The 25,154-nt window shown below is 73.4% G+C and carries 11 protein-coding genes and 1 pseudogene; 2 read left to right on the plus strand and 10 right to left on the minus strand.

Annotated elements, in window-relative coordinates; all coding sequences use genetic code 11:
- Positions 1–2 precede the first annotated feature (2 nt).
- The 6 genes and pseudogenes from ACGFZN_RS37410 to ACGFZN_RS37435 form a co-directional block, all read right to left on the minus strand.
- Positions 3–6,584: a type I polyketide synthase gene (locus tag ACGFZN_RS37410; RefSeq protein ID WP_393862937.1), complete on the minus strand. Its 6,582-nt coding sequence runs from the start codon at positions 6,582–6,584 to the stop codon at positions 3–5.
- A gap of 9 nt (positions 6,585–6,593) precedes the next feature.
- Positions 6,594–12,104 (minus strand): annotated as a pseudogene (locus tag ACGFZN_RS37415) (SDR family NAD(P)-dependent oxidoreductase); the annotation flags it as partial.
- Positions 12,105–12,173: 69 nt separating this feature from the next.
- Complete coding sequence (locus tag ACGFZN_RS37420) at positions 12,174–15,290, minus strand: type I polyketide synthase (RefSeq protein ID WP_393862938.1); 3,117 nt, start codon at positions 15,288–15,290, stop codon at positions 12,174–12,176.
- 53 nt (positions 15,291–15,343) lie between these two features.
- The gene (locus ACGFZN_RS37425) at positions 15,344–16,081 is read right to left on the minus strand and encodes a thioesterase II family protein (RefSeq protein WP_393862939.1); all 738 of its coding nucleotides are present in this window, start codon (positions 16,079–16,081) and stop codon (positions 15,344–15,346) included.
- On the minus strand, positions 16,078–17,328 hold the full coding sequence (locus ACGFZN_RS37430; RefSeq protein WP_393862940.1) for a cytochrome P450: 1,251 nt from the start codon (positions 17,326–17,328) through the stop codon (positions 16,078–16,080). The genes ACGFZN_RS37425 and ACGFZN_RS37430 overlap by 4 nt, the downstream gene beginning before the upstream one ends.
- Complete coding sequence (locus ACGFZN_RS37435) at positions 17,325–17,594, minus strand: phosphopantetheine-binding protein (protein ID WP_393862941.1); 270 nt, start codon at positions 17,592–17,594, stop codon at positions 17,325–17,327. Before ACGFZN_RS37435 ends, ACGFZN_RS37430 begins: the two co-directional genes overlap by 4 nt.
- 539 nt (positions 17,595–18,133) lie before the next feature.
- Between ACGFZN_RS37435 and ACGFZN_RS37440 the strand changes: the two genes are divergently transcribed.
- Positions 18,134–18,970, plus strand: a complete 837-nt coding sequence (locus tag ACGFZN_RS37440; protein ID WP_393862942.1) for a putative nonproteinogenic amino acid hydroxylase — start codon at positions 18,134–18,136, stop codon at positions 18,968–18,970.
- A 233-nt stretch (positions 18,971–19,203) separates the two neighbouring features.
- Here the strand turns inward: ACGFZN_RS37440 and ACGFZN_RS37445 are convergent, their stop codons facing one another.
- The gene (locus ACGFZN_RS37445; protein WP_393862943.1) at positions 19,204–20,130 is read right to left on the minus strand and encodes a phytanoyl-CoA dioxygenase family protein; all 927 of its coding nucleotides are present in this window, start codon (positions 20,128–20,130) and stop codon (positions 19,204–19,206) included.
- A 458-nt stretch (positions 20,131–20,588) separates the two neighbouring features.
- Here ACGFZN_RS37445 and ACGFZN_RS37450 point away from each other — a divergent pair, with 458 nt between their 5' ends.
- Positions 20,589–21,938, plus strand: a complete 1,350-nt coding sequence (locus ACGFZN_RS37450) for a PLP-dependent aminotransferase family protein (protein ID WP_393862973.1) — start codon at positions 20,589–20,591, stop codon at positions 21,936–21,938.
- 73 nt (positions 21,939–22,011) lie between these two features.
- On the opposite strand, the gene ACGFZN_RS37455 is transcribed toward ACGFZN_RS37450, so the two are convergent.
- From ACGFZN_RS37455 to ACGFZN_RS37465, 3 genes are all read right to left on the minus strand, one after another.
- On the minus strand, positions 22,012–23,244 hold the full coding sequence (locus ACGFZN_RS37455) for a cytochrome P450 (RefSeq protein ID WP_393862944.1): 1,233 nt from the start codon (positions 23,242–23,244) through the stop codon (positions 22,012–22,014).
- A 141-nt stretch (positions 23,245–23,385) separates the two neighbouring features.
- Positions 23,386–24,147, minus strand: coding sequence for an ABC transporter permease (locus ACGFZN_RS37460; protein ID WP_393862945.1), 762 nt, complete (start codon positions 24,145–24,147; stop codon positions 23,386–23,388).
- The gene (locus ACGFZN_RS37465) at positions 24,144–25,109 is read right to left on the minus strand and encodes an ATP-binding cassette domain-containing protein (RefSeq protein ID WP_393862946.1); all 966 of its coding nucleotides are present in this window, start codon (positions 25,107–25,109) and stop codon (positions 24,144–24,146) included. The genes ACGFZN_RS37460 and ACGFZN_RS37465 overlap by 4 nt, the downstream gene beginning before the upstream one ends.
- Between the last annotated feature and the right edge of the window lie 45 nt (positions 25,110–25,154).

Here is a 25,154-nt window from a genome sequence, read left to right on the forward strand (position 1 = left end):
AGTTACCTCTTCTCGTCCAGAGCCAGGTCGACCAGTGCATCCAGGTCCAGGTCCGACAGTTCGCCCGCGGCGGCGTCCGCATCCGGCACCGGAGCCTCGCCGCTCGCACCGGGCGCCTCGGCGCAGGCCAGGATCAGTTCCAGGACGCCCGCGCGGCGCAGGCTGTCGATCGGGACGGTCCGCAGCACCTCCCGGATCCCGGCGTCCTCGGCCGCTCCGGCGGCCCCGGCCGGGCCGGTGTCCGGTGCCGGACGCAGCAGGCCGAAGAGGTGCTCGCTCAGTTCGTGCGGGGTCGGGTAGTTGAAGATCAGGGTGGACGACAGGCGCATCCCGGTGGCGGCGGACAGGCGGTTGCAGAGCTCGACCCCGATCAGCGAGTCGAAGCCGAGCTGGGTGAACGCCTGGTCGACGTCGACGCCCGCACCGGAGGAGTGCCCGAGCACGACGGCGACCTGCTCGCGCACCCACTCCCGGAGGGCGGCCCGCGCCTCCTCGGCCGGCAGGGCGGCCAGCCGGGAGGTCAGTGCGGCGGAGCCGCCGTCCCTGGCCGTGGCCGTCCGCTCGCGGCGCCGGCGGCCGCCGGCGAGGTCCCGCAGCAGCGGCGGCACCTCGTCGCCGGGCCTGCCCCGCAGCGCGGCGAGGTCCAGCCGGGCGGGGACGAGGACCGGCTCGCCGGCGGCGCGGGCCGCGTCGAACAGGGCCAGCGCCTCGGCGGTCGGCATCGCGGCGATGCCCGTCCGCCGCAGCCGGTTCAGGTCGGCCTGGTCCAGTTCCCCGGTCATGCCGCTGCTCTGCTCCCACCAGCCCCAGCACAGCGAGGTGCCGGCCAGGCCGGACGCCCTGCGCCGGGCCGCCAGGCCGTCCAGGAAGGCGTTGGCGGCGGCGTAGTTGGCCTGGCCCGCGTTGCCGAGGACGCCGGCGAGGGCGGAGAACTGGATGAACGCCGACAGGGGGCGGTCCTGCGTCAGCTCGTGCAGGTTGACCGCGCCGCCCACCTTGGCGCGCAGCACGTGGTCGAAGCTCTGCGCGGTCAGCGACTCGACGGTGCCGTCCGCGAGGACGCCGGCCGCGTGCACGACCGCGGTCAGCGGATACCGGCCGGGCAGGTCCGCGAGCAGGTCCGCCACGGCGTCCCGGTCCGCGACGTCGCACGCGACGACCCGCACGGACGCTCCCGCGTCCTGAAGGTCCGCGACCAGCTCGGGCACCCCGTCGGCCGCCGGTCCCCGGCGGCCGGCCAGCAGCAGGCTGCGCACCCCGTGTTCGGCGACGAGGTGCCGGGCCACGAGCGAGCCGACGCCCCCGGTGCCGCCGGTGACCAGCACGGTGCCGCCGCCGAAGCCGTCGCCCACCTCGAGGACCAGCTTGCCGACGTGGCGGCCCTGGCTCATCTCGCGGAAGGCCCGGCGCGCGTCGCGGACGTCGCGCAGGGAGACCGGGTTCAGCCGCAGCCGCCCGTCGGCGAACAGGTCCATGACGGCCCGGAACATCTCGTGGATCGCGTCCGGGCCCGCCTCGTACAGGTCGAAGGCCTCGTAGTCGACCCCGGGGTGGTCGGCCGCCACCCGGCGGGGGTCGCGGATGTCCGTCTTGCCCATCTCGACGAAGTGGCCGCCGCGGGGCAGCAAGGTCAGCGAGGCGTCGACGAACCGGTGGGCGAGGGAGTTCAGCACGACGTCCACGCCGCGGCCGTTCGAGGACTTCAGGAACCTCCCGGCGAAGTCCAGGTCGCGTGAGGACGCCAGGTGGGCCTCGTCCAGCCCCATGCCGCGCAGCACCGGCCACTTGGCCGGGCTGGCGGTGGCGTAGATCTCGGCGCCGGCGTGCCGGGCCAGCTGGACGGCGGCCATCCCGACGCCGCCGGCCGCGGCGTGGATGAGGACCCGCTGCCCCTTCTCGAGGCCCGCCACGCGGAACAGCCCGTGGTAGGCGGTGAGGAAGGTGCACGGCACGGACGCGGCCTCGGCGTAGCTCCACCCGTCGGGGATGGGCATGAGCATGCGGTGGTCGGCCACGGCGGTGCGTCCGAAGGCGCCGGTGAAGATGCCCATGACGCGGTCGCCGGGCGCCAGACGCGTCACGTCGTCGGCCACCTCGAGGACTACTCCGGCGCCCTCACTGCCGAGCCCGGCGTCGATGGCCGTCCTGTCCACCAGGCCCAGTGCGATCGTGACGTCGCGGAAGTTCAGGCCCGCGGCCTGGACGGCGATCCGGACCTGGCCGCTCGTCAGGGGTGCCTCCACCTCCGGGCACGGCACCCAGGTCAGGTTCTCCAGCGTCCCCCTGTCGGGGATGCCGAGCCGGTGGGCGCCGGCCGCCGGCGGTTCCATCCGCTGGTCGTCGGCTGCGGCCGGGGCCAGCCGGGGCACGAGCAACGCGCCGTCGCGCAGCGCCAGTTGGGCCTCGTCGAGGGCGAGCGCGTCCGCGAAGCGCGCCCAGGAGCCGTCCTCGTCGTCGATGTCCACCAGCCGGAACCTGCCGGGGTGCTCGGTCTGCGCGGACCGGATCAGGCCCCACGCGGACGCGCCGGGCAGGCTGTCGACGCCCTCGCCGGCACCGGTGTCGAGGGCCCGGCGGGTGAGCACCACCAGCGTGGACGCGGCGAGCGATTCCTCGGCGAGGAACCGCTGGACCAGGTGCAGCAGGAGCTTGTCGGTGCCGGCGACCGCGGTGAACAGGTCGGGGCCGGTGGCGGCGACGTCGTCCAGGCACAGCACGAGGTGCCGGGGCGCCGGTCCGGCGAGGACCTCGTCCAGGGACGCGCGGAGCACGGCGCTGTCGCCGCCCGCCGCGGCGAGCCGGGAGGCCGGGCCGCTGCTCGCGCCGAGGACCGCCCACGGCTCCCGGCCGGTCTCCTTCCCGGCCGCCTCGGCCGGCCGCCACCGCACTTCGTACGGCGACGGCTGCTCTCCGCCGCGCGCCGAGTGGACCTGCTCGGCACTGGCGGGACGGAACGTCAGCGCCCCGACGGACGCCAGGGTGCGGCCGTGCTCGTCGGCGACCGTCAGGGACACGGCGTCGTCGCCGGCCGGGAACAGGCGGACCCGCACGGTCGTACCGCAGCGTGCGGCCAGGTCCACGCCGGACCAGGAGAAGGGCATCCGGGCCTGCTCGCCCGTCACCTCGATGACACCGCCGGCGATCGACGCGTGCAGGACGGTGTCCATCAGCGCCGGGTGCAGGGCGAAGGCGCCGCCCGCCGGGTCCTCGGCGGCCTCCGGCAGGGTGGCGAGGGCGAACAGGTCGTCGCCGCGCCGCCAGACCTCGCGCAGCCCGCGGAACGCCGGACCGTAGTCGAAGCCCGCGTCCGCGAAGTCGTCGTAGAGGGTGTCGATGCCGAGCTGCCGGGCCCCGGCCGGGGGCCAGACGGCGAGCGCGCGGGTGCCGTCGGCCGGGGCGGCCGGCGGTGCGGTGGCCGGTGCCAGGCTGCCCATGGCGTGCCGGGTCCAGCCGCCCACCGCCGGGCCGTCCTCGCCGGGCCTCGAGTACACGTCCAGGGAGCGGCGTCCGGTCTCGTCGGCGGCGCCGACGACGACCCGCACCTGCACGTCGCCCGAGTCGGGCAGGATCAGGGGGACTTCCAGGGTGAGTTCCTCGACCCTGCCGCACCCGACGTGGTCGCCGGCCGACAGCGCCAGGTCGAGGTGGGCCGTCGCCGGTACGACGACCGCGCCGAACACGGAGTGGTCGGCCAGCCAGCCGTGGGTCCGCAGGGACCACAGGTCGGTGAAGACCACCTCGCCGGTGCCGGGGTGGTCCACCACGGCGCCGAGCAGCGGGTGGTCCGGGGCGGCCAGACCGGCGGAGGCGACGTCCGCCGACCGGGTCCCGGCCCGCAGGTCCAGCCAGTACCGCTGCCGCTGGAAGGCGTACGTCGGCAGGTCCACCCCGCGGCGCGTGCCGAACAGGGCGGCGAAGTCCACGCGGGCGCCCCGCACGTGCATCTGGGCCAGCGCGCCGGTCAGCGCCTGCGGGCCGGTGCGGTCCCGCCGCGACGCCGAGACGACCACCGCGTCGTCCACGCCCTGGGCGGCGAAGTTCTCCTGGGTGATGCCCGCGAGCGTCGCGCCCGGCCCGACCTCCACGAAGAGGCGGCCGCCGGCCGCGCGGGCGCACTCCACCGCGTCGTGGAAGCGCACCGGTTGACGGACGTGGTCCACCCAGTACTCGACGGTCGTCAGCTCCTCGAGCGTGACCTCGCGGCCCAGCCTGGTGGAGACGATCGGGACCGCCATCTCGCCCGCCGGGAACTCGGTGAGCGAGGCCCTGAACCGGTCCAGGACCGGGTCCATCAGCGGGGAGTGGAAGGCGTGGTCGACCGCGAGCAGCTTCGCCGAGACGCCGTCGGCGACGAGCCGGTCGCGCAGGGCGTGGACCTGCTCGCGCAGGCCCGAGACCACGACCGACTCCGGGCCGTTGACGGCGGCGACGCCGACGCGGTCGTACGCGCCGAGCAGGGCGCCCACCCGGGCCTCCGAGGCGCGTACGGCCAGCATGGCGCCGCGCTCGTTGACCGTCTGCATGGTCCGCCCGCGCGCGGCCACCAGCCTGGTGGCGGTGTCCAGGCCGAACACGCCGGAGACGTGGGCGGCGGCGATCTCGCCGACGGAGTGGCCGATGAGGTGGTCCGGCCGCGGGCCGTACTGGGTCAGCAGCCGGTACAGGGCGACCTGCAGGGTGAACAGCGCCGGCTGGGCGATGTCGGTGCGCTCGCGCTGCGCCGGTTCCAGCTCGTCGGCGAGGAGCAGGGGCTTGAGTGCGAAGGGCAGGTGCGTGTCGAAGCGCGCGCAGGTCTCGTCGAGGCTCTGCGCGAACACGGGGTAGGCCTCGTACAGCTGCCGTGCCGCGCCGGACCACTGGCTGCCCTGCCCCGGGAACAGGAAGACGGTTCCGCCGAGGTCACCGGCGACGCCGCGGACCACCGCGGCGGACTCCTCGCCGGCGCTCAGCGACGCCAGGCCGCTCAGCATGCCGTCGCGGTCGTGGCCGAGGACCACCGCGCGGTGCTCGAACCGCGACCGGCCCGCCACCAGCGACCAGCCGGCGTCGGCGAGGTCCAGGCCGGCGTCGGCGGCGAGGAAGTCGCGCAGCCTGCCCGCCTGCTCCTCCAGCGCCTTCGCGCTCTTCGCCGAGACCACCCACGGCACCGGGCCGCCGGTCACGCCCGCGTCCAAGGCGCTCTCGGGCGCCTGCTCCTCGGGCGGGGCCTCCTCCAGGATCACGTGCGCGTTGGTGCCGCTGACCCCGAAGGCGGACACGCCCGCGCGGCGGGGCCGGCCCTCGGGCGTGGTCCACTCCCGGGCCTCGGTCAGCAGCTCCACCGCCCCGGCCGACCAGTCCACATGGGTCGAAGGACGGTCCACGTGCAGCGTCCTGGGCAGCACCCCGTGCCGCATCGCCATGACCATCTTGATGATGCCGCCGACGCCCGCGGCCGCCTGCGTGTGCCCGATGTTCGACTTCAGCGACCCCAGCCACAACGGGCCCGTGCCGTCCCGGTCCTGCCCGTAGGTGGCCAGCAGGGCGCCCGCCTCGATGGGGTCGCCCAGCGTCGTGCCGGTGCCGTGCGCCTCCACCGCGTCCACGTCGCCCGCCCGCAGCCCGGCGTTCGCCAGCGCCGCCCGGATCACGCGCTGCTGCGCCGGGCCGCTCGGCGCGGTCAGCCCGTTGGACGCGCCGTCCTGGTTGATCGCCGAGCCGCGGATCACCGCCCAGATGCGCCGGCCGTTGCGCCGCGCGTCGGAGAGCCGCTCCAGGACCAGCACGCCGACGCCCTCGGAGAAGCCGGTGCCGTCCGCGGCGTCCGCGAACGCCTTGCACCGGCCGTCCGCCGACAGGCCCCGCTGCCGCGACATCTCCCGGAAGACCTGCGGCATCCCGACGACGGTGACACCGCCGGCCAGAGCGAGGCCGCATTCGCCCTGCCGCAGCGACTGCACCGCCTGGTGCACCGCCACCAGCGACGACGAGCAGGCCGTCTCGGTCGACACCGCCGGGCCCTGAAGCCCCAGCGTGTACGCCACGCGCCCGGACGCCACGCTCAGCAGGGAACCGATCTGCGCGTAGCCCGCGATGGCCTCGGGGGTGGCGAAGTGGTTGCCGTATCCGAAGTAGGCGAGGCCGGCGAACACGCCGGTGTCGCTGCCGCGCAGGGACTCGGGGTCGATGCCGGCGCGTTCCAGGGACTCCCAGGAGGTCTCCAGGAGCAACCGCTGCTGGGGGTCGGCGGACAGCGCCTCGCGCGGGCTGATCCCGAAGAACTCGGCGTCGAAGTCGCCCGCGTCGTACAGGAACCCGCCCTTGCGTGTGGAGCAGGTGCCGGGCCGGTCGGGGTCCGGGTCGTACTCCAGGTCCCAGTTGCGGTCGTCGGGGAAGTCCGAGATGACGTCGGCGCCCGCCCGCACCAGTTCCCACAGTTCCTCGGGGGACGCCGCTCCTCCGGGGTACCGGCAGGCGACACCGACGATCGCGATGGGCTCGGCAGCGGCGTCCGTCAGCTCCTGCAGGCGCTTGCGCGTCTCGATCAGCTCGATCGACGTCCGCCTGAGGTAGTCGAGAACGTCGGCGTTGTTGTCGTTGGTCATCGCTCTCCCCTAGCCGAGCTCTTTGTCCAGCAGCGCGAGAAGCTCTCCCGCCGAGGCCGAACTGATCTGGTCGGCGAGGCCGGCCGGTGCCCCGGCGCCCGCCAGCGAACGGACCCGGCCCTGCAGTTCGCCGAGCAGACCGGAGATGGTGGCCTGGTCCTCCTGCGCGAGCCCGTGGAACGCCTCCTCGAGCCGGGCGCCCAGCCCCTCGATCTCCTTGACCAGGTGACCGGCCGGGGACTGCGGCCCGGGGCCGGCGTCGGGGGTGATGCGCTCGGCCAGGAACCGGGCGATGTCGGCGGGGTTCGGGTGGTCGAAGACGAGCGTGGCGGGCAGCTTCAGGCCGGTCACCGCCGCCAGTTTGTTCCTGAGTTCCAGCGCCGTGAGCGAGTCGATCCCGAGCTCCTTGAACGTCGCGGCGGGGCCGATCCGCCCGGTGTCGGGGTGGCCGAGGACGAGCGCGGTCTGCGTGCGTACGGCGTCGAGCAGGGCCGCCTGCGCCTCGTGAGGCGGCAGCGACGCCAGCGTCTCGGCGAGGGCGGTGCCGGTGGACTCCCGGCCCGCCGGGCCCTCGGCGCCCGCGGCCGCCCCGGCCAGGGTGCGCAGCAGCGGCGAGGCCATCGGGCCGAGCGCCGTCAGGTTCAGCCGCACCGGCACGAGCACCGGCTCGTCCACCGGGACGGCCGCGTCGAAGAGCGCGAGCCCCTCCTGCGACGACAGCGGCTGCACGCCCTGCTGCTGCATGCGGGCCACGTCGGCGTCGGTGAGTGCGGCGCTCATCTCGCTGCGCTCCGCCCAGAACCCCCAGTCCAGCGCACGGGCCGCCAGCCCCTCGGCCCGGCGCGCCTGCGCGAGGCCGTCGAGGAAGGCGTTGGCCGCCGCGTAGTTGGCCTGTCCCGCGAAGCCGAGCACGCTCGCGACCGACGAGAACAGCACGAACGCGGACAGGTCCAGGTGCCGGGTCAGCTCGTGCAGGTGCCAGGCGCCGCGCACCTTCGGCGCGAGGACCGCGTCCAGACGGTCCTCGGTCAGGGCCTCCACGACGCCGTCGTCCAGCACGCCCGCGCAGTGGATCACCGCGGTCAGCGGGTGCTCGGACGGCACGCCGGCGATCAGTTGGGCCACGGAGTCGCGGCTTGTCACGTCGCAGGCCACGATGTCGACGTGGGCGCCGGCCGCCGTCAGCTCCTCCCGCAGCGCCGCCGCGGCCGGGGCGTCCGGCCCGCGCCGGCTGGTCAGCACCAGCCGGCGCACCCCGTGCCGGGCGACGAGGTGCCGGGCCAGCATCGCGCCCAGGCCGCCGGTACCACCGGTGATCAGCACCGAGCCGGAGCCGAGGGCTTCCGGTGTCCCGTCCGGCGCGCCCGTGGCGTGGACCAGCTGCGGTGTGCTCACCCTGCCGTCCCGGATCTTCAGCTGGGCCTCCCCGGTGGCGGCCGCGGCCGGGATCCGGGCCCACGAGGCGGCCCGGTCGTCGGTGTCCACGAGCGTGAAGCGGCCCGGGTTCTCGGTCTGCGCGGTGCGCAGGAACCCCCAGACCGCGGCGGCCGCGGGGTCGGGGTGCGGCACCTGCTCGTCGTGGAAGGCGTCCCGCGTCACCACGACCAGGCGGGAGTCGCAGAACCGTTCGTCGGAGAGCCAGGTCTGCGTCCAGCGCAGCACTCGGTGCAGGTTCCGCTCGGTGTCGGCGGGTGTGCCGGCGCCGTCCGCACGCTCGACGACGGCGATGACGACCGGGGGCGTCTCCCCGCCCGAGGCGGCGAGTTCGCCGAGGTCGGTGTGGACGGGCCGGCCCTGGCCGAGGGACGCGGTGAGCGTGTCGGAGCCGCCCACCACCGCGTACCGGCCGGCGGCCGGACCGGACGCGACCGTGAGGGGGGTCCAGTCCACCTGGAACAGCGAGTCCTGCCGGTCGAAGCTCAGCTCGGCCAGCTGTGCGACGTCCACGGGCCGCAGGCTCAGCGATGCGATGCCCCCGACCGGTGTGCCGTTCCGGTCCGCGAGGGTGACGGACAGCGCGTCCTCGCCGGCGGGGGCGAGCCGGACGCGCAGCGCGGCCGGCCGGCCGGAGCCGAGGCCGAGGCCCGTGAGCCGGTACGGCAGCCGGCCCTCAGGCCGTGAGGTGCCGGTGCACGGCGCCGGCCCGGCCGGGAGCAGCGCGGCGTGCAGCAGCGCCGGATGGACCCGGAACCCGCTCTGGTCGGCGCCGTCGGCCGCGGGCAGCTCCACTTCGGCGAACAGGGTGTCGCCCTGGCGCCACACCTGCCGCACACCCCGGAACAGGGGCCCGTGGTCGAACCCGAGGGCGGACAGCCTGGTGTACACGTCCTCGAAGGGCACGGCGTCCGCGCCCGCGGGCGGCCACGCGGCGAGACCCTCCTGTGCGCCGGTCGCCCCGGTGCCGGATCCGACGACCCCGACGGCGTTGCGCGTCCATGCGTCCTCGCCCGCGCCGCGGGAGTGCACGCTGAACGCACGCGTGCCGTCGACCATGACGCGGATCTCGCGCTCGGCCGTCCGGGACAGCACCAGCGGTGTCTCCATGGTGAGTTCCTCGACGGCGTCGCGGCCCGCCTTGTGCGCCGCCCACACCGCCAGCTCCGCCAGCACGGTGGCGGGCACCAGGACGGCGCCGTGGACCACATGCCCGGCGAGCCACGGGTGGCGCTCCAGGGACAGGCGCCCGCTGCCCACGACCGAGCCGTGCCCGCCGTCACCGGGCAGATCGATCACGGCGTCGAGCAGCGGGTGGTCGGAGGTGCTCGCGGTGGTGGTCTCGGCGGGAGCGTCCAGCCAGTAGCGCTGCCGCTGGAAGGCGTACGTGGGCAGCTCGGCCCACCGGCCGGCGCCGGCCGGGAACGCCGCCTCCCACGACACCGGCAGGCCCGCGACGAAGGCCTCGGCCGCGGACTGGTACAGCCGTGCGAGGCCGCCCTCGTCGCGGCGCAGCGAGCCGACCACGAACCCGGTGGCGCCGGGCGTGGCGTCGAACATCTCCTGGATGTTCATCACCAGCAGCGGGTGCGGGCCGAGTTCGACGACCGCGCTGTCCCGCTCCTGCTCGACCAGGCGCCGCATGGCGGGCGCGAACTGCACCGGTTGCCGCAGGTTGCGGTACCAGTAGGCGGTGCCGAGCTCCATGGGGTCGATCAGGTCGCCGGTCACCGTCGAGTAGATCGCCACCGGTGTGGGCCGCGGGGTGATCCGGCCCAGCTCCGCCTGGAGCGTTCCGTCGAACCGGTCCAGCAGCGGCGAGTGGCCGGGCACGCTGGACTTGATCAGCCGGGCGCGGGCGCCCTCGGCCTGGCAGGCGGCGACGACCGCCTCGACCGCCTCGGTCTCGCCGGAGACCGTCGTCGAGTTCGGGCCGTTCACCGCGGCGATCCCGATCCGGGACCCGTACGGCTCCAGCAGCTCCCGCACGCGCTGTTCGGGCAGCAGCAGGCCGGCCATGGTGCCCTGCCCGGTGACGGTGGCCAGCAGCCGGGAGCGCAGGGCGACGATCTTGGCGGCGTCCTCAAGGGTCAGGGCGCCGGCGACGTAAGCCGCGGCGATCTCGCCCTGGGAGTGGCCGATCACCACGTCCGGGGTCACGCCCAGCGAGCGCCACACCCGGGCCAGCGACACCATCACCGCGAACAGCACCGGCTGGACGACGTCGATGTCCTCCAGGTCCGCCGCGCCCGGCCCGCCGCACACGGTGTCGATCAGCGACCAGGACACCCACGGTTCGAGCGCCGTCGCGCAGGCGCGCAGTTCCTCGGCGAAGACCGGGGAGGTCTCCCACAGCTCCCGGCCCATCGCGGCCCACTGCCCGCCCTGGCCGGGGAAGACGAACACCGTCCTGCCGACCGGCCGCGCGACGCCGGACACCGCGCCGGCGACGCCGGCGGTGTCGCCCGCGGCGACGGCGGTCAGGGCGGCGAGCAGCTCGTCCCGGTCGGCGCCGATCACCACCTGGCGGTGCTCGAACAGCGAGCGCGTGGTGACCAGTGCCCGCCCCACGTCCGCGACCGGCAGGTCCGCGTCCGCGGCCACGTGGTCCCGCAGCCGCACCGCCTGCTCGCGCAGCGCCTGTTCCGACTTCGCCGACAGCACCCACGGCACCGGTCCGGCGGCGTCCCCGGCCGCGGGAGCCGGCGTCTCCTCCCGCTCGGCGGGCTCGGGTGCCTGTTCGAGGATCAGATGGGCGTTGGTGCCGCTGATGCCGAAGGACGACACGCCCGCGCGGCGGGGCCGGCCCTCGGGCGTGGTCCACTCCCGGGCCTCGGTCAGCAGCTCCACCGCCCCGGCCGACCAGTCCACATGGGTCGAAGGACGGTCCACGTGCAGCGTCCTGGGCAGCACCCCGTGCCGCATCGCCATGACCATCTTGATGATGCCGCCGACGCCCGCGGCCGCCTGCGTGTGCCCGATGTTCGACTTCAGCGACCCCAGCCACAACGGGCCCGTGCCGTCCCGGTCCTGCCCGTAGGTGGCCAGCAGTGCCTCCGCCTCCATGGGGTCGCCCAGCCTGGTGCCGGTGCCGTGCGCCTCCACCGCGTCCACGTCACCCGCCCGCAGCCCGGCGTCGGCGAGGGCCGCGCGGATGACCCGCTGCTGCGCCAGGGGGTTGGGCGCGCTGAGCCCGTTCGACGCGCCGTCCTGGTTGATCGCCGAGCCGCGGATCACCGCCCAGATGCGCCGGCCGTTGCGCCGCGCGTCGGACAGCCGCTCCAGGACCAGCACGCCCGCGCCCTCGGAGAAGCCGGTGCCGTCCGCGGCGTCCGCGAACGCCTTGCACCGGCCGTCCGCCGACAGGCCCCGCTGCCGGGCGAGTTCCACGAGCATCCCCGGGGTCGGCAGCGCCGCCACCCCGCCGGCCAGCGCCAGCGTGCACTCCCCGGACCGCAGCGACCGCACGGCCTGGTGGACGGCGACGAGCGACGCCGAGCACGCGGTGTCGGTGGACACCGCCGGGCCGTGCAGACCCAGCACGTACGCCACCCGGCCGGAGGCCACGCTGAGGTAGTTGCCGGTGAGCTGGAAGCCCTCCACCTCACCGGCCGCGCCGCCGCCCACCCGTGGGCCGTAGTCGACGCCGTAGATCCCGGTGAACACCCCGGTCGCCGAGCCGCGCAGCCCGGCCGGGTCGATGCCCGCCCGCTCCAGCGCCTCCCACGTCGTCTCCAGCATCAGCCGCTGCTGCGGGTCCATGGCCAGCGCCTCGCGCGGGCTGATGCCGAAGAACTGCGCGTCGAACTCCGCCAGATCGGGCAGGAACCCGCCGGTGCGCGTGTACGTCTTTCCGTGCGCCTCGGGATCCGGGTCGTAGAGGGCGTCCACGTCCCAGCCGCGGTCCAGGGGGAAGCCGCCCATCGCGTCCACGCCCTCGGACACGACCGACCACAGTCCTTCGGGGGACGTCACCCCGCCCGGGAAGCGGCATCCCACACCCACGACGGCGATGGGCTCGCGCGCGGACTCCTCCAGCTCGCGCACCCGCTCCCGCAGTTCCTGCGCGTCGCCGACGGCGCGTCGCAGGTAGGACCGGAGCTTGTCGACATCCTCCACCAGGGCCTCCCCCAAGGGTTGTTGAGAACGGTGTGGCTATACGTATCCGCGTTCGATCAACGCGTAGAGATCGTCGTCGCTGCGGCCTTCCAGACCCGTGTCCTCCGCCGTTCCGGGAGCTTCGGGCGCCTCGGGCGCCTCGGGCTCGAGGAGGGAGAAGAGGTGGCCGGCGAGCGCGTGCGGCGTGGGGTAGGTGAACGCGACGGTGGCCGGCAGCCGCACCCCGGCCGCCGCGGCCAGCCGGTTGCGCAGCTCCACCGCCATCGAGGAGTCGAAGCCGAGCGCCTTGAAGGTCTCGGTGGACCGCGCCTGGAGACCGGTGCCGGTCGGGCCCGCGCCCTTCGTGCCCAGCAGCGCCGCGGTCTCGGCGCACACGAGGGCGAGGACCGCCGACGGCGAGTCCGGGGCCGCCGCCCCGGCGTGCGCGCCCGGCCCGTCCGCCTGTGCGGCGGTGCCGTGCGCGGGGTCGGTGCCGGCGGGCGCCGTCAGCCAGTACCGCTGCCGCTGGAACGGGTAGAGCGGCAGGCCGATCCGGCGCGGCCGGCCGGCGGCGAACACCGCCTGCCAGTTCACCGGCACCCCGCGCACGTGCAGCTCGGCCAGGGAGGTGAGGACCCTGCCGAGGCCGCCGTCGTGCTTGCTCAGGGTGCTCACCACCGGCGGCGGGCTCGCCAGCGCGTCGGCGGCCTCCTCCATCGCCACCCGGAGCACGGGGTGCGGGCTGACCTCCACGAACACGCCACCGCGCTCGCGCATCAGGTTCTCGACGACCTCGCCGAACCGCACCGTCGACCGCAGGTTGTCGTACCAGTAGGAGGCGTCGAGCGCGCGGGTGTCGAGCGGTCCCGCGGTGACCGTGGAGTGGAACTCCACCGCCGTCCGGCGCGGCGTGATACCCGCGGCGGCTTCGAGTACCTGGTCGCGGATGCGTTCGACCTGGTGGGAGTGGGAGGCGTACTCGATCCTGACCCGGCGCGCCCGGACCCCGTCGCCCGCCGCCAGCGCGGCGAACTCCTCCAGCGCCTCGAGGTCCCCGGCGATCACCACGGAGGCCGGTCCGTTGACCGCGGCCACGGACAGCCGCGCCGGCCACCGGCCCAGTCGGTCCTCGACCCACTTCAGGGGCGCGGCCACCGCGTTCAGCCCGCCCAGGCCCGCCAGGGCGGTCAGGGCCCGGCTGCGCAGGGCGACGACCCGCGCCGCGTCCTGAAGGCTGAGCGCGCCCGACGCGCAGGCCGCGGCGATCTCGCCCTGCGAGTGCCCCACCACCGCGTCGGGGACCACTCCCAGCGACCGCCACAGCCGGGCCAGGGACACCATCATCGCGAACAGCGCCGGCTGGACCACGGCGTCGCCGCGTTCCAGCGACGGCGCCGACTCCGCGCCGGTGATCAGGTCCAGCAGCGACCAGTCCAGCCACGGCCGCAGAGCGCGCGCGCACTCGTCGATCGCACGCGCGAACACCTCCGACTCCGCGTACAGCTGCCGGCCCATGCCCAGCCACTGCGACCCCTGTCCGGGGAACACGAAGACGACCGGGCCGGCGGCTGCCGTGGCCACGCCGCGCACCGCCCGGGCCGCGTCGCCGCCCGCCGCCACCAGGTCGAGACCGGCCAGCGCCTCTGCACGGTCGCCGGCGAGCACCACCGCCCGGTGCTCGAACGACGACCGGGTCGTCACCAGCGAGTGCCCCACGTCGGCCGCCGACAGCGAGGGGTCGGCGGTCACGAACTCCCGCAGCCGCGCCGCCTGTTCCCGCAGGGCCGGCTCCGAGCGCGCCGACAGCACCCACGGCACCAGCCCGGTCACGCCCGTGCAGGTCGCGTCCTCGTCACCGGCGGGCGGTTCGGGCCGGGCCGCCTCGGGGGCCTGTTCGAGGATGACGTGCGCGTTGGTGCCGCCCATCCCGACCGACGACACCCCGGCCCGCCGCGGCCGGCCCGGCTCGCCCGGCCAGGGCCGCGCGGAGCGCGGGACGTCGAAGTCCTTCTCGAAGTCCTCGATGGCGGGGTTCGCGGAGGAAAAGCCCGGCTGCGGCACCAGCTCGGCGCGGTCCACGCACAGCGCGGCCTTCACGAAGCCGACGATCCCCGCGGCCGGCTCCAGGTGCCCGACGTTCGCCTTCACCGAGCCGATCGCCAGCGGCCGGCTGCGGCCGGTCTCCCGGAACACCTCGCGCAGCCCGGCGATCTCCGCCGGATCGCCGAGCCGGGTGCCGGTGCCGTGGGCCTCGACGTAGTCGACGTCGCCGAAGTCGACCGCCGCGCGCCGCAGGGCGGACCGCACGGCCGCCGCCTGCCCGGCGGGGCTGGGGTCCGGCATCCGGGAGGTCGCGCCGCCGCTGCCGACGCCCCAGCCGCGCACCACCGCGTAGACGTGGTCGCCGTCGGCGACGGCGAGGTCGAGCCGCTTCAGCAGGACGAACGCCCCGCCCTCTCCCCGGATGAAGCCGTTGGCCCGTGCGTCGAAGGGGAAGCAGCGGCCGTCGGGCGACAGGGCGCCGAGGTTCGCCAGGCCCGCCCCGGCCTCCGGGTCGACGATCAGGTGGACGCCGCCGGCGATCGCCATGTCGACGGCGCCGGACCGTATCCGGTCGCAGGTCAGCGCCAGCGACACGAGGGAGGAGGACTGGCCCGAGTCCGCGCACAGGCTCATCCCGCGCACGTCGAACAGGCCCGAGATGCGGTTCGCGATCAGCGCACCGCTGGAGCCGAGCACCGCGTAGTGGTCGTCCTGGTCGCTGCCGGACAGCCTGCGCAGCAGCTCGTAGCCGGAAGGGCCGGCGCCGACCACGACGTCGACCTCGCGGCCCGCGAGCGCGCTCGCCGGGATGCGGGCGTCCTCGACGGCCTCCCAGGCCAGCTCGAGCCCCAGCCGCTGCACGGGGTCCATGGCGGCCGCCTCCGCCGGCTTCGTGCCGAAGAAGGCGGCGTCGAAGGCGTCGACGGCCTCGAAGAACGAGCCCGAGTCCAAGGTGGCGGCGTCCGGGTGGGACAGGTGCCGCGTGTGCGCGTCGGCCGCCCGCTGCTCCGGGAAGGTGCCGATGGTGGACTCCCCCGCGCGCAGCAGGCGCCAGAACCCGGCCAGGTCGTGCACACCGGGAAAGCGGCACGCCATCCCGACGACGGCAATATCGGTGGCTGCGCCACTCATACGCGTTCCTTCCGGTCCCTCGGTGTACGGCTCTGGGGGCGGCTGGTGTGCGCTCACAACCAGCGGGTCAGCAGCTTGCGCAGCTCGTCCGGCGCGTCCATGAAGTCGTAGTGGCCGCCGTCGACCACCCGGAACTCGACGGAGTCCGCGTACCGGCGCCACCCCTGCAGGTCGGCGAGGCCCACGTCCGGGTCGTCCCGCCAGTGCAGGACGACGACGGGGCAGTCCACCGCGACCGGTTCGGTGCGCCGGTACGCGCCCGCGGCGGCGTGGTCGCGCAGCAGCACCATGAGGCCCATGTCGACCATGTCCGGCCGGGGCTCGATGCCCCGGCTGCGGACGAACGACTCGACCTCGGCGCGCAGTTCGGGCTCGGTCATGGTGAGCATCCGGTCGCGCGAGGCGTCGTGCGGCGCCGGCTGGCCCGACACGAACAGGCAGTCCGGGATGGGCAGGCCGCGCTCGGCGAGCCGGAGCACGGTCTCGTACGCGGGCAGCGCGCCCGCGCAGTGCGCGAAGAACGCGTACGGCCGGTCGAGCAGCGGCGCCAGGGCCTCGGCCAGGTCGGCGGCGAGGTTCTCGTAGGTGCCGTAGTGGGGGTGGCCGAGCCGGTTCTCGCGGCCGGGGAACTGCACCGGGCAGACCTCGACGTCGTCGAGCGCGGCCGGCCAGGCGCTGAAGGCCGACGCCCCGGACCCGGAGAAGGGGAAGCAGAACAGGCGGGCGGGGTGGTCGGTGGACGGCGGCCGGACGAACCACGGCGACAGGGCGGTGGTGGAGCCGGTTGTCATGGCGTCCTTCGTTTCTGGGCGACGACGGGGAGGTGGGTCATCCCGGCGATGAAGTACGACCGCAGGTGCTGCGGTTCGCCGGCGAGCTCGATCGATCCGAACCGCTGGAGCAGCTCCTCGAAGAAGATGCGCAGGGTCATCCGGGCCAGCGGCGCCCCGATGCAGAAGTGCGGCCCGAACCCGAAGGCGACGTGGCGCTTGGCGTTGCTCCGCGTGATGTCGAACGTGTGCGGGTCGGTGAACAGGGAGGCGTCCCGGTTGGCCGACCCGATCCACGCGACGACCGCCGCGCGGGCCGGGATCGTGCCCCCGGCGATGTGCACGTCGTCCACCGCGTACCGCATGAAGTTGCAGGCGGCCGACGTCCAGCGCAGCCCTTCCTCGACCAGGTTCGGGATCAGCGTCGGGTCCGCCTGCGCCTTCTCGAACTGCTCGGGCCGCTCGATGAGGGCCTGCACCGTGCCGGAGACGGTGTGCGGGGTCGTCACGTTGGCGCCCAGCAGGATGCTGTAGCCGTCGAGGGCGATCTCCTCGTCGGTCAGCGGGGCGCCGCCCGCGCGGACGCTCATGAGGTGGGCGAGCAGGGTGTCGTCCTCGCCGCCGGCCGCCCGGCGCCGTTTGACCCACTCGGTGACGTAGCTGACCAGCTCGTGGTGGGAGATGGCCAGCGTCGCCGGCTCGTTGCCCACCATGAAGTGCGGGTCCGAGGGAGCCGTCACCATCGCGGTCAGCTGGACGAGTTCCGCCCAGTCCTTCTCCGGGATGCCGAGCAGGGGGCCCGTGACCATCGCCGGCAGCAGCAGCGCCCGCTCGGCCAGGTCGAAGACCCCGCCGTCGAGCGCCGGCTCGAGGAAGCGCTGGACGGTCCCGCGGACGGAGTCCTCCCAGGACTTCACCGCCCGGGCCGTCAGCTTGGACCCGAGCGGCCTGCGGACCTCGGTGTGCCGCGGCGGGTCGGTGGACGTCAGCAGCCTGCCCGCCGCGGGGTCGTCGATCCCGACGTGGGTGGGTGTCGTGCCGCGCTCGGAGGTGAACTCCCGGTGGTCGCCGAGGACGCGGCAGACGTCCTCGTGGCGGGTCACCGACCAGAACTCCCGCCCGTCGGGGAGGACCTGGTGGTGCAGAGGGGCCTTGGCCCGCATCACGTCCCAGACCGGGTGCGGATCGCCGGAGGCGTACAGGTCCAGGTCGAACAGGTCGACGCTGCCGAGGTCGACGTCGCGCGCGGGGCCCGGCGTCAGCCTCATGTCGCCGCCCTCCCCTGCTCGATCAGCTCGGCGACCCGGGCCGGGGTCTGTGCCAGGTAGAAGTCGCGCACGGAAAGCTGGACGCCGTAGTCCTCGGCCACCTTCTCGATGATTTTGATGCCGGTCAGCGAATTGCCGCCGAGCGTGAAGAAGTCGTCGTCCGGACCGACTTCGCGACCGCCGAGGTGGTCCTGCCACAGCGTCGAGATCTCCTGCACGAGCGATGCCGGCGCGCTCGACGGCGCGGCCTGTCCTTCTGACGCCATTGCCAGCCTTTCCTTCCTCTGTCGAACGGGAATTCCCGCCCACGTCGTCGCGGGCCGCATGCGCGGACCGGCACCGCCGTCACGGCCACTGGGGCCCTTTCCGCCGTCCCGCCGGGCGGGACGAAATCCCCGGAAATGGCTGACGAGCGCCCTTGCGACGGGCGCCGTGCCTGGAGGCCGGACGGTCCAGGCACTGATGGATTCGTGCCGTCTCGGAAAGGACGTCTGGGTGTGCGCGAAGTTCACCGGCCGGCGCCGTGCGGCTACGAGACGGTACGTGCGCCCGGGGCCATCGCGACGCCAACGTAGAGGGCCGGGGAAAGCCCGGGCAAGAGCTGACAGCCGGGTGCGCCTTCGCCGGGCGCCGGTTGTCCTGCCGACGGGACGGTACCGCCCGCCGACGGCAACGCTGCGGCGGTGCCCGCAGGCACCGCCGCAGCGTTGCCACGGATATCCGCGGAGAATTATGGTGACGAACGGGTGGGAACGCCCAGCAATTTCCGGGTGCGCCAAACGATCATGCGCTGGAGGGGATTTCCTTGCTTAAGTCGGAACGGCTTGCTGTGCTACCCATCGATTCGTACGACCTGGAATCCGAACTGTCCATCCTGGACGGTCACGAATACGACGGCAAATACGATGCCTTCACTTTCGGATCCTGGTCGTCCCATGTGCTCGCCAACGGCAGCGGCGCCGATTCCGACACCGCGTTCCGCCCCCACGACGGCAGTCTGACCCTCACCGAACTGGGCAGGCAACTGCCGGCGATCATGTCCCTGGTGACCGGGCACTTCCCGTTGGACCGCCTGCAGTGGGTGCGCGTCTTCGCCCTCCGGGACGGCATCATCGCCCCGCACGTGGACTTCCTCGAGTGGGCGAAGCCGGGCACCCGGGTGCAGGTTCCGCTGCGTACCAGCGAGGAGTCCCTCCACTCCGAGAACGACCTCGTCTACCACATCCGCCGCGGTGAGGTGTGGAAGATCCACTCGACCGACCCGCACTCCGCGCGCAGCACGTCCGGCAACGCCCGGCTCTCGCTCTGCCTGGACTTCGCGGACACCGGGGAGCCCCTGGCGATCCGGGGCACCGTCCCCGCGTCCGAACCGATCCGCATCGTGGAGCGGCCCGCGCCGGCCGAGGCGGAGATCGAGGAGCTCATCGGCTCCGCCGCAGACATGACCCCGGCGACCATGCGGGCGCACTTCCGCCGGTTCGCCGAGTTCCACTTCGTGCGGCACGCGCACGCCACCGCGGCGTTCGACTGGTACGTGGAGGCGGCGCGGCGCACCGGGGACGCCGGCATGATCGCGAAGGCCGAGGCCTACCGCACGTACTGCGTCGAGAAGCGGGGCGACGGCGAGGCGTTCGACTGGTGACCGACCGCGGCCGGCGGCCGGGCCACGGGCCCGGCCGCCGGCCGTCTGCGTGGACGCGAGGGACGTCGGGGCGCACCCGGTGCCGGCGCGCTTCCTGGTCCCAGCGGCCCGCCGCGGCCTCGAAAATACGGCATCACCTGTGGCGCGACGCCGTCGAGCGGTGTCGGGCCACAGGTCCGGTACCGGCCGCCGCACGCACGTCCTGGCGCGGCGCGCCGGCGGCCGGCTCGGGGTCAGCTCTTCGCGGTGCCTGCGCGCAGGCGGTCGATCATGTGCCGCGTCGTCTCGATCGGGCTCTGCGCGGGCAGCTCCCGGGAACGCGGCGGCAGCGCGGCGTTGCGCACGGCCACCTGCTCGTCCCACTCCTCCTGCCCGGCGAAGGGGATCGTCTCCCCCTCCTGGTAGGCGGGGAACGGGCGGTAGCTGTTGAGGCCGGCCGCGTCGGTCCCGCGCACGAGCAGCGGGTCGAGGTAGATGCCCTCGCTGTGGATCCGCGTGGTCGTCGCGATGTAGCCGATGTCGAGACCGCAGCGCCGCTTGGCGGAGGTGTTCGGCTCCGAGTAGTGCAGCAGGTGGGGGTGGTGGATCGAGACGTCACCCGGCTGGAGTTCGATGTCCACGACTCCGCGCTTGTCCACCCACTCGCGCACCAGGTCCTCGTCGGAGGCGGAGAACAGCATGTTGTCCGTGTCGGTGCGCAGCGACGGCTTGTGCAGGGGCAGTTCGTGGCTGCCGGGGATCATCCGCAGGCAGCCGTTCTCGGTGGTGCTCTCGTCGACGGCGAGCCACACCGTGAGCGCCTCCATGGGGCTCAGCGACCAGTAGGCACCGTCCTGGTGCCACAGCACGGGCTGCCCGTCGTAGGGGGGCTTGCAGATGTAGTGGGCGGTGAAGCAGGCCAGGTCCGGGCCGAGGAAGAACTCCGCGATGTCCACCAGGCGCGGGTCGGAGACCAGCCGTGCCCAGAAGGCGTCGTTGCGGATCAGCGGGTGGTGGAAGTGCTCGGGACGCAGATCCGGGTACTTGCGGGTGAGCCAGTCGACGTGGGCGCACGCCTCCTCGAGGAGGTCCTGCGGCACGACGTTGCGGATGATGGAGAAACCCTGCTCGGCGTATTCCGCCGCGGCCTTCTCCAGAACGCCCTGGTCCAGTGTGGTCATGCGTCAGCTCCTTTTCAGGTGTCAGGTACCGCTCGCCGCGCGGAACGAGTTCGTGGAGCCGCCGCGCGTACCGTCCGCCGGCTCCTGGCGTTCAGCCCCGGATATGTGGAGGTGGTCGAAGCGGGATGTCGACGCGGCATCGCCCTGATCCGCAGCCGTTTTCTGGCCGGGCAACTCGGCTCGCGACCCGGTCCTTTCCGTTCTTCGCCCGGCGGACGCGATTCGCCTTTTCCCAGCAGTCCACTACTCTGTCCGCCGCCCAGGAGGGTGTCAACGTCCCGCTGACGGGACAGTGAGGGGGCGGTTTTCAGCCGAGCCGGAATCCATCTCTCCTTTAGTCGTGGTCGTCCGCGCTTCGAGGGCCGGCACATATCTTCTTGAGGACCCCGACGAGGCAGCATTCATGCGCCATTACCGGGCGCTGTTCGACTCCGGCGGATGAGGATGACGACGTGACCATGTCCATACCACCAGGGGCCATTCGGCTGAGTGTCACCGATCTGCACGAGGCGGTCGACGATCCCGCACTCACCTCGATGACGCTGCTCAACGAGCTCGCGGGAAGGTACCCGGAAGCGGTCTCCTTCTCCGCGGGCCGCCCTTTCGAGGGCTTCTACGACGTAGAGGATCTGTCACGTCACCTCAGGACGTTCAAGAGCTATCTCGAAGAGGTGAAAGGACTTCCCGCGCAGGACGTGCGGCGCACCTTCTTCCAGTACGGGCGCACCAAGGGATTCATCCACGAGCTGATCGCGCGCCAGCTCCGGATCGACGAGGGGCTCACCGTCGACCCGGAGAGCATCGTGGTGACCACCGGCTGCCAGGAGGCGATGGTGCTCCTGCTGCGCGCGCTCGTCCGGGACGCCCGCGACGTCATCCTGGCCGCAACGCCGAACTACGTGGGGTTCATCGGCGCGGCACGGGTGGCCGGCGCTCCCCTGCGCGAGGTCCGGGAGGGCGCGGGCGGCATCGACCTGGAGGACCTGCAGCGGCAGATCGACGCGGCCAGGCGGGAGGGACTGCGGCCCCGCGCCTGTTACGTCGTCCCGGACTTCGCCAACCCGAGCGGCGCAAGCATGTCGCTGGCGGACCGGCGTGCGCTGCTGGAACTGGCCAGGCGGCAGCAGATCCTCGTCATCGAGGACAACCCGTACTCCCTGTTCCGCGCCGGTGGTTCCCCGCTGCCCATGCTCAAGGCGCTGGACGAGCACCGCCAGGTGATCCACCTCGGCTCGTTCGCGAAGTCCGCCTTCGCCGGCGCCCGCGTGGGCTACGTCATCGCGGACCAGCCCGTCACGCCGGCCGGGGCGTCCTCGGCGCAGCCGGTGCTGCTCGCCGACCACCTCGCCAAGCTCAAGAGCATGGTGACGCTCAACACCTCGACCGTCGCCCAGGCGGTCATCGGCGGGTATCTCCTGGACAACGGGTGCAGTCTCAAGCGCGCCACCGCCCGCGAGGCCGAGGTCTACCGCCGGAACCTGGCGGCCCTGCTGGACGGTCTGGAATCCGTCTTCGCACCGGCGCCGGGCGCACCGCGGGACGTCTCGTGGAACACGCCGCAGGGCGGCATGTTCGTCGTCGTCACGCTGCCGTTCCCGGCCGACGACGACATGCTCGAGTACTCGGCCTCCCAGTTCGGCGTCCTGTGGACCCCGATGCACCACTTCTACGGCGGCACGGGCGGGTTCCACCAGGCCCGGCTCTCCTTCAGCGTGCTCACGCCCGAGCAGATCGCCCTGGGCGTGGAGCGGCTGGGCAAGCTCGTGCAGGACCAGCGGGCGAGGGTGCGGCTCCTCGACGCCGCCTGAGGCGGCGCCCGCGCGGGCGGCCCCCGGACGCATCCCCGTCCGGGGGCCGCCCTCGTGTGTCACCGGCCGGCGCTCACAGGCGCACGGGCAGCGCGTCGAGCAGCCGGGCGCCTCCGGGTGTGGCCTCGGTGTACGTCAACTCCTCGCGGGCGACGGTGACTTCGAGGGTGTTGCGCTGGATCAGCAGGTGGTCGAGGGCGATCTGGCCTTCGAGGTTGGCGAGCGCCGCGCCGGGGCAGTAGTGCGGTCCGGCGCCGTACGACAGGTGGCTCTGCCCGCGCTCCAGAACCCGCTCCACGTCGCACCGTTCGGGGTCGGGGAAGACCCGCGGGTCGTAGTTGGCGGACAGGTAGGAGCCCGTCAGGGCGTCGCCCTTGCGGATGGGGACCCCGGCGAACTCCATGTCCTCCGTGGCGTAGCGGGGGCCGGCGGTCGGGACGGGGTTCGCGATCCGCATCAGCTCGTGCATGGCGTGCGGCAGTGCTTCCGGCCTGGCGCGCAGCAGGGCCAGCTGCTCCGGGTGGTCGAAGAGCGCGAGGACGGCGTTCGGGATGAAGTGGGACGTGGAGTGGTGCCCGTTGTTCACCACCAGCAGCACCATCGAGACGATCTCGTCCTCGCTGAGCCGGTCGCCGCTGTCGTCGGTCGTCTGCACCAGCGCGGAGACCATGTCCTCGCGGGGCTCGGCCCGGCGCCGCCCGATGAGCTTCTTGACGTACTCGACCATGCCCCGGCCGCTCTCCGCCAGGTCGGCGTCGGGAGCGGTGTACTCGTTCATCCACTCGCGTATCTGCGGCTGGTCCTCCTTGTCGATGCCGATGAGCTCGCAGATGACGGTGCCGGTGAGGGGGGAGGAGTAGTCCGCGATGAGGTCGCCGGATCCCTTCCGGGCCAGCGCGTCGACGAGTTCGGCGGAGATCTCCTCGATGCGGGGCCGCAGTGCCTTGATGCGGCGGACGGAGAACGCCGGCGTCACGAGCCGGCGCTGCCGGGCGTGGTCCTTGCCGTCCTTGAGCATCATGTTGGCGGCGACGTAGGGCACGAACTCGTCCGGCAGATCGAGCGCGGCGACCATCTGGTCCGCGATGCCGGGCCCCTGGTGGCCGGGTACGTTGCTGTAGTCCACGACGAGCCGCGGATCGCTCAGCGCGGCCTTGACGTCTTCGTTCCGTGTGATCAGCCAGACCGGCGGCCCGCCGGGGAACCCGATGCGGACGAGCGGGGACTGCTCGCGCAGGCGCGCGTAGGCGCCGATGGGGTCGTCCGTGAACTCGGGGTTCGTCAGGCTGACGAACGGCTCGGCCATGATCTCCGTCTCCTTAACCGATTCTCGTCGAACGGGTGGCTCTCCCGTTCTGCTCCTTGCACAGGACATGGCTCCGCCCCGGCGACACGGGGTTCGCCGAGGCGGGTCGAAGACGGGCCGGCCGGTCCGGGCCCGTCGGGGTCAGGCGCGCTTCTTGAACGTCGAGAGCGCCCACACGTACCCGAGGACGGCGAACCCGACGCACCAGGCGAGGGCCGCGATGGCGTGGCCGCTCGAGACATGGCCCGCCAGCAGTCCGCGCAGGGTCTCGATGATGGGGGTGAAGGGCTGGTACTCGGCGAACTGCTTCACACCGGCGCCCATGGTGTCCGCGGGCACGAACGCGCTGCTCAGGAACGGCAGCATGATCAGCGGTACGGTGGCGAGGCCCGCCGACTCGGTGGTCTTCGCGGCCAGGCCCATGGCGACGGTGAGCCAGCTGGCCCCGACGGCGAGCAGCACGAAGAGCCCCAGCACGCCCAGCCAGTCGAGGGCGCTCGCGTGCGGGTCGAAGCCCATCGCGAAGGCCACCCCGACGATGGCCGCGGACGCCACCAGGCAGCGCACGGTGGTGACGACGACGTGTCCGGTCAGCATGGCGCCGCGGGAGACGTCCATGGTCTTGAACCGGTTGATGATGCCCTTCGTCATGTCGTCGTTCACGGACGTCGCGGTGGCGCCGAGGCCGTAGCTGACGGCCATCACGAGCAGACCCGGCGTCGCGTAGTCGATGTAGTGCTGGCCGACGCTGAACGCGCCGCCGAACACCTTGACGAACATCAGCATGATGACGATCGGGAACAGGACGGCGTTGAACACCGTGGTGGGGTTGCGCAGGGTGTGCTTCACGTTGCGGCGCAACATGATCGCCGAGTCGGCAAACGCCGTCGAGACGCTGCTCATCGCGCGATCGCCTCCTTGTTCTCGCTGGTGTGCTCGGTGTCCTCGGCCGGGCGCTCGGTCAGGGCGAGGAAGACGTCGTCGAGGTCGGGGGTGTGCACGGAGAATTCCTGGGCGTCGAGCGTGTGTTCGTCGAGCCGGTCCAGCAGGGCCCGCAGCGACCTGGACGCGCCGTCGCTGGGCACCCGCAGGGTCAGCTCCTCGTCGTCCCGCGTGGAGCCGGCGAAGATCCGCGCCGCCGTGTCGAGTTCGAAGGCGTCGGCGAACCGCAGCCGCACGTGGGTGCCGGGGATCTGGCGCTTGAGCTCGTCGGCCGTGCCCTGGGCGACCAGGCGGCCCTGGTTGAGCACCGCGATCCGGTCGGCGAGCTGGTCGGCCTCCTCGAGGTACTGGGTGGTGAGGAAGATGGTGGTGCCGTCGGCCACCAGCTCGCGGACGATCCCCCACAGGGTGCGCCGGCTGCGCGGGTCGAGACCCGTGGTCGGCTCGTCCAGGAAGATGATCTGCGGGTTGCCGACCAGCGTCATCGCCAGGTCCAGCTTGCGGCGCATGCCGCCGGAGTAGGTCGACGCCATCTTGTCCGCCGACTCCGCCAGGTCGAACCGCTCCAGCAGCCGTGTGACCAGCTGGTCACCGGAGCGCACCCGCTTGAGGTCCGCCATCAGCCGCAGGTTCTCCCGGCCCGTCAGCAGATCGTCCACGGCGGCGAACTGGCCGGTCACGCCGATGGCCGCGCGCACCTCCTTGGTGGCGGTCACGACGTCGTGCCCGGCGACGCGCACCGTCCCGGCGTCGGCGGTCAGCAGCGTGGTGAGGACGTTCACCGTAGTCGTCTTGCCCGCCCCGTTCGGGCCGAGCAGGGAGAAGACCGATCCCGCGGCGACTTCGAAGTCGATGCCGTCGAGCACGACCTTGTCGCCATACGCCTTGCGCAGCCCTGAGACTGCGATCGCGGAACTCTTCATACCGCCACTGTCCCCACGCCCCTGGCACGGGCCTGTCAGACCCGT

Origin of the sequence: Streptomyces sp. NPDC048192, assembly GCF_043202415.1 — a bacterium.
In the GTDB taxonomy this organism is placed as follows: domain Bacteria; phylum Actinomycetota; class Actinomycetes; order Streptomycetales; family Streptomycetaceae; genus Streptomyces.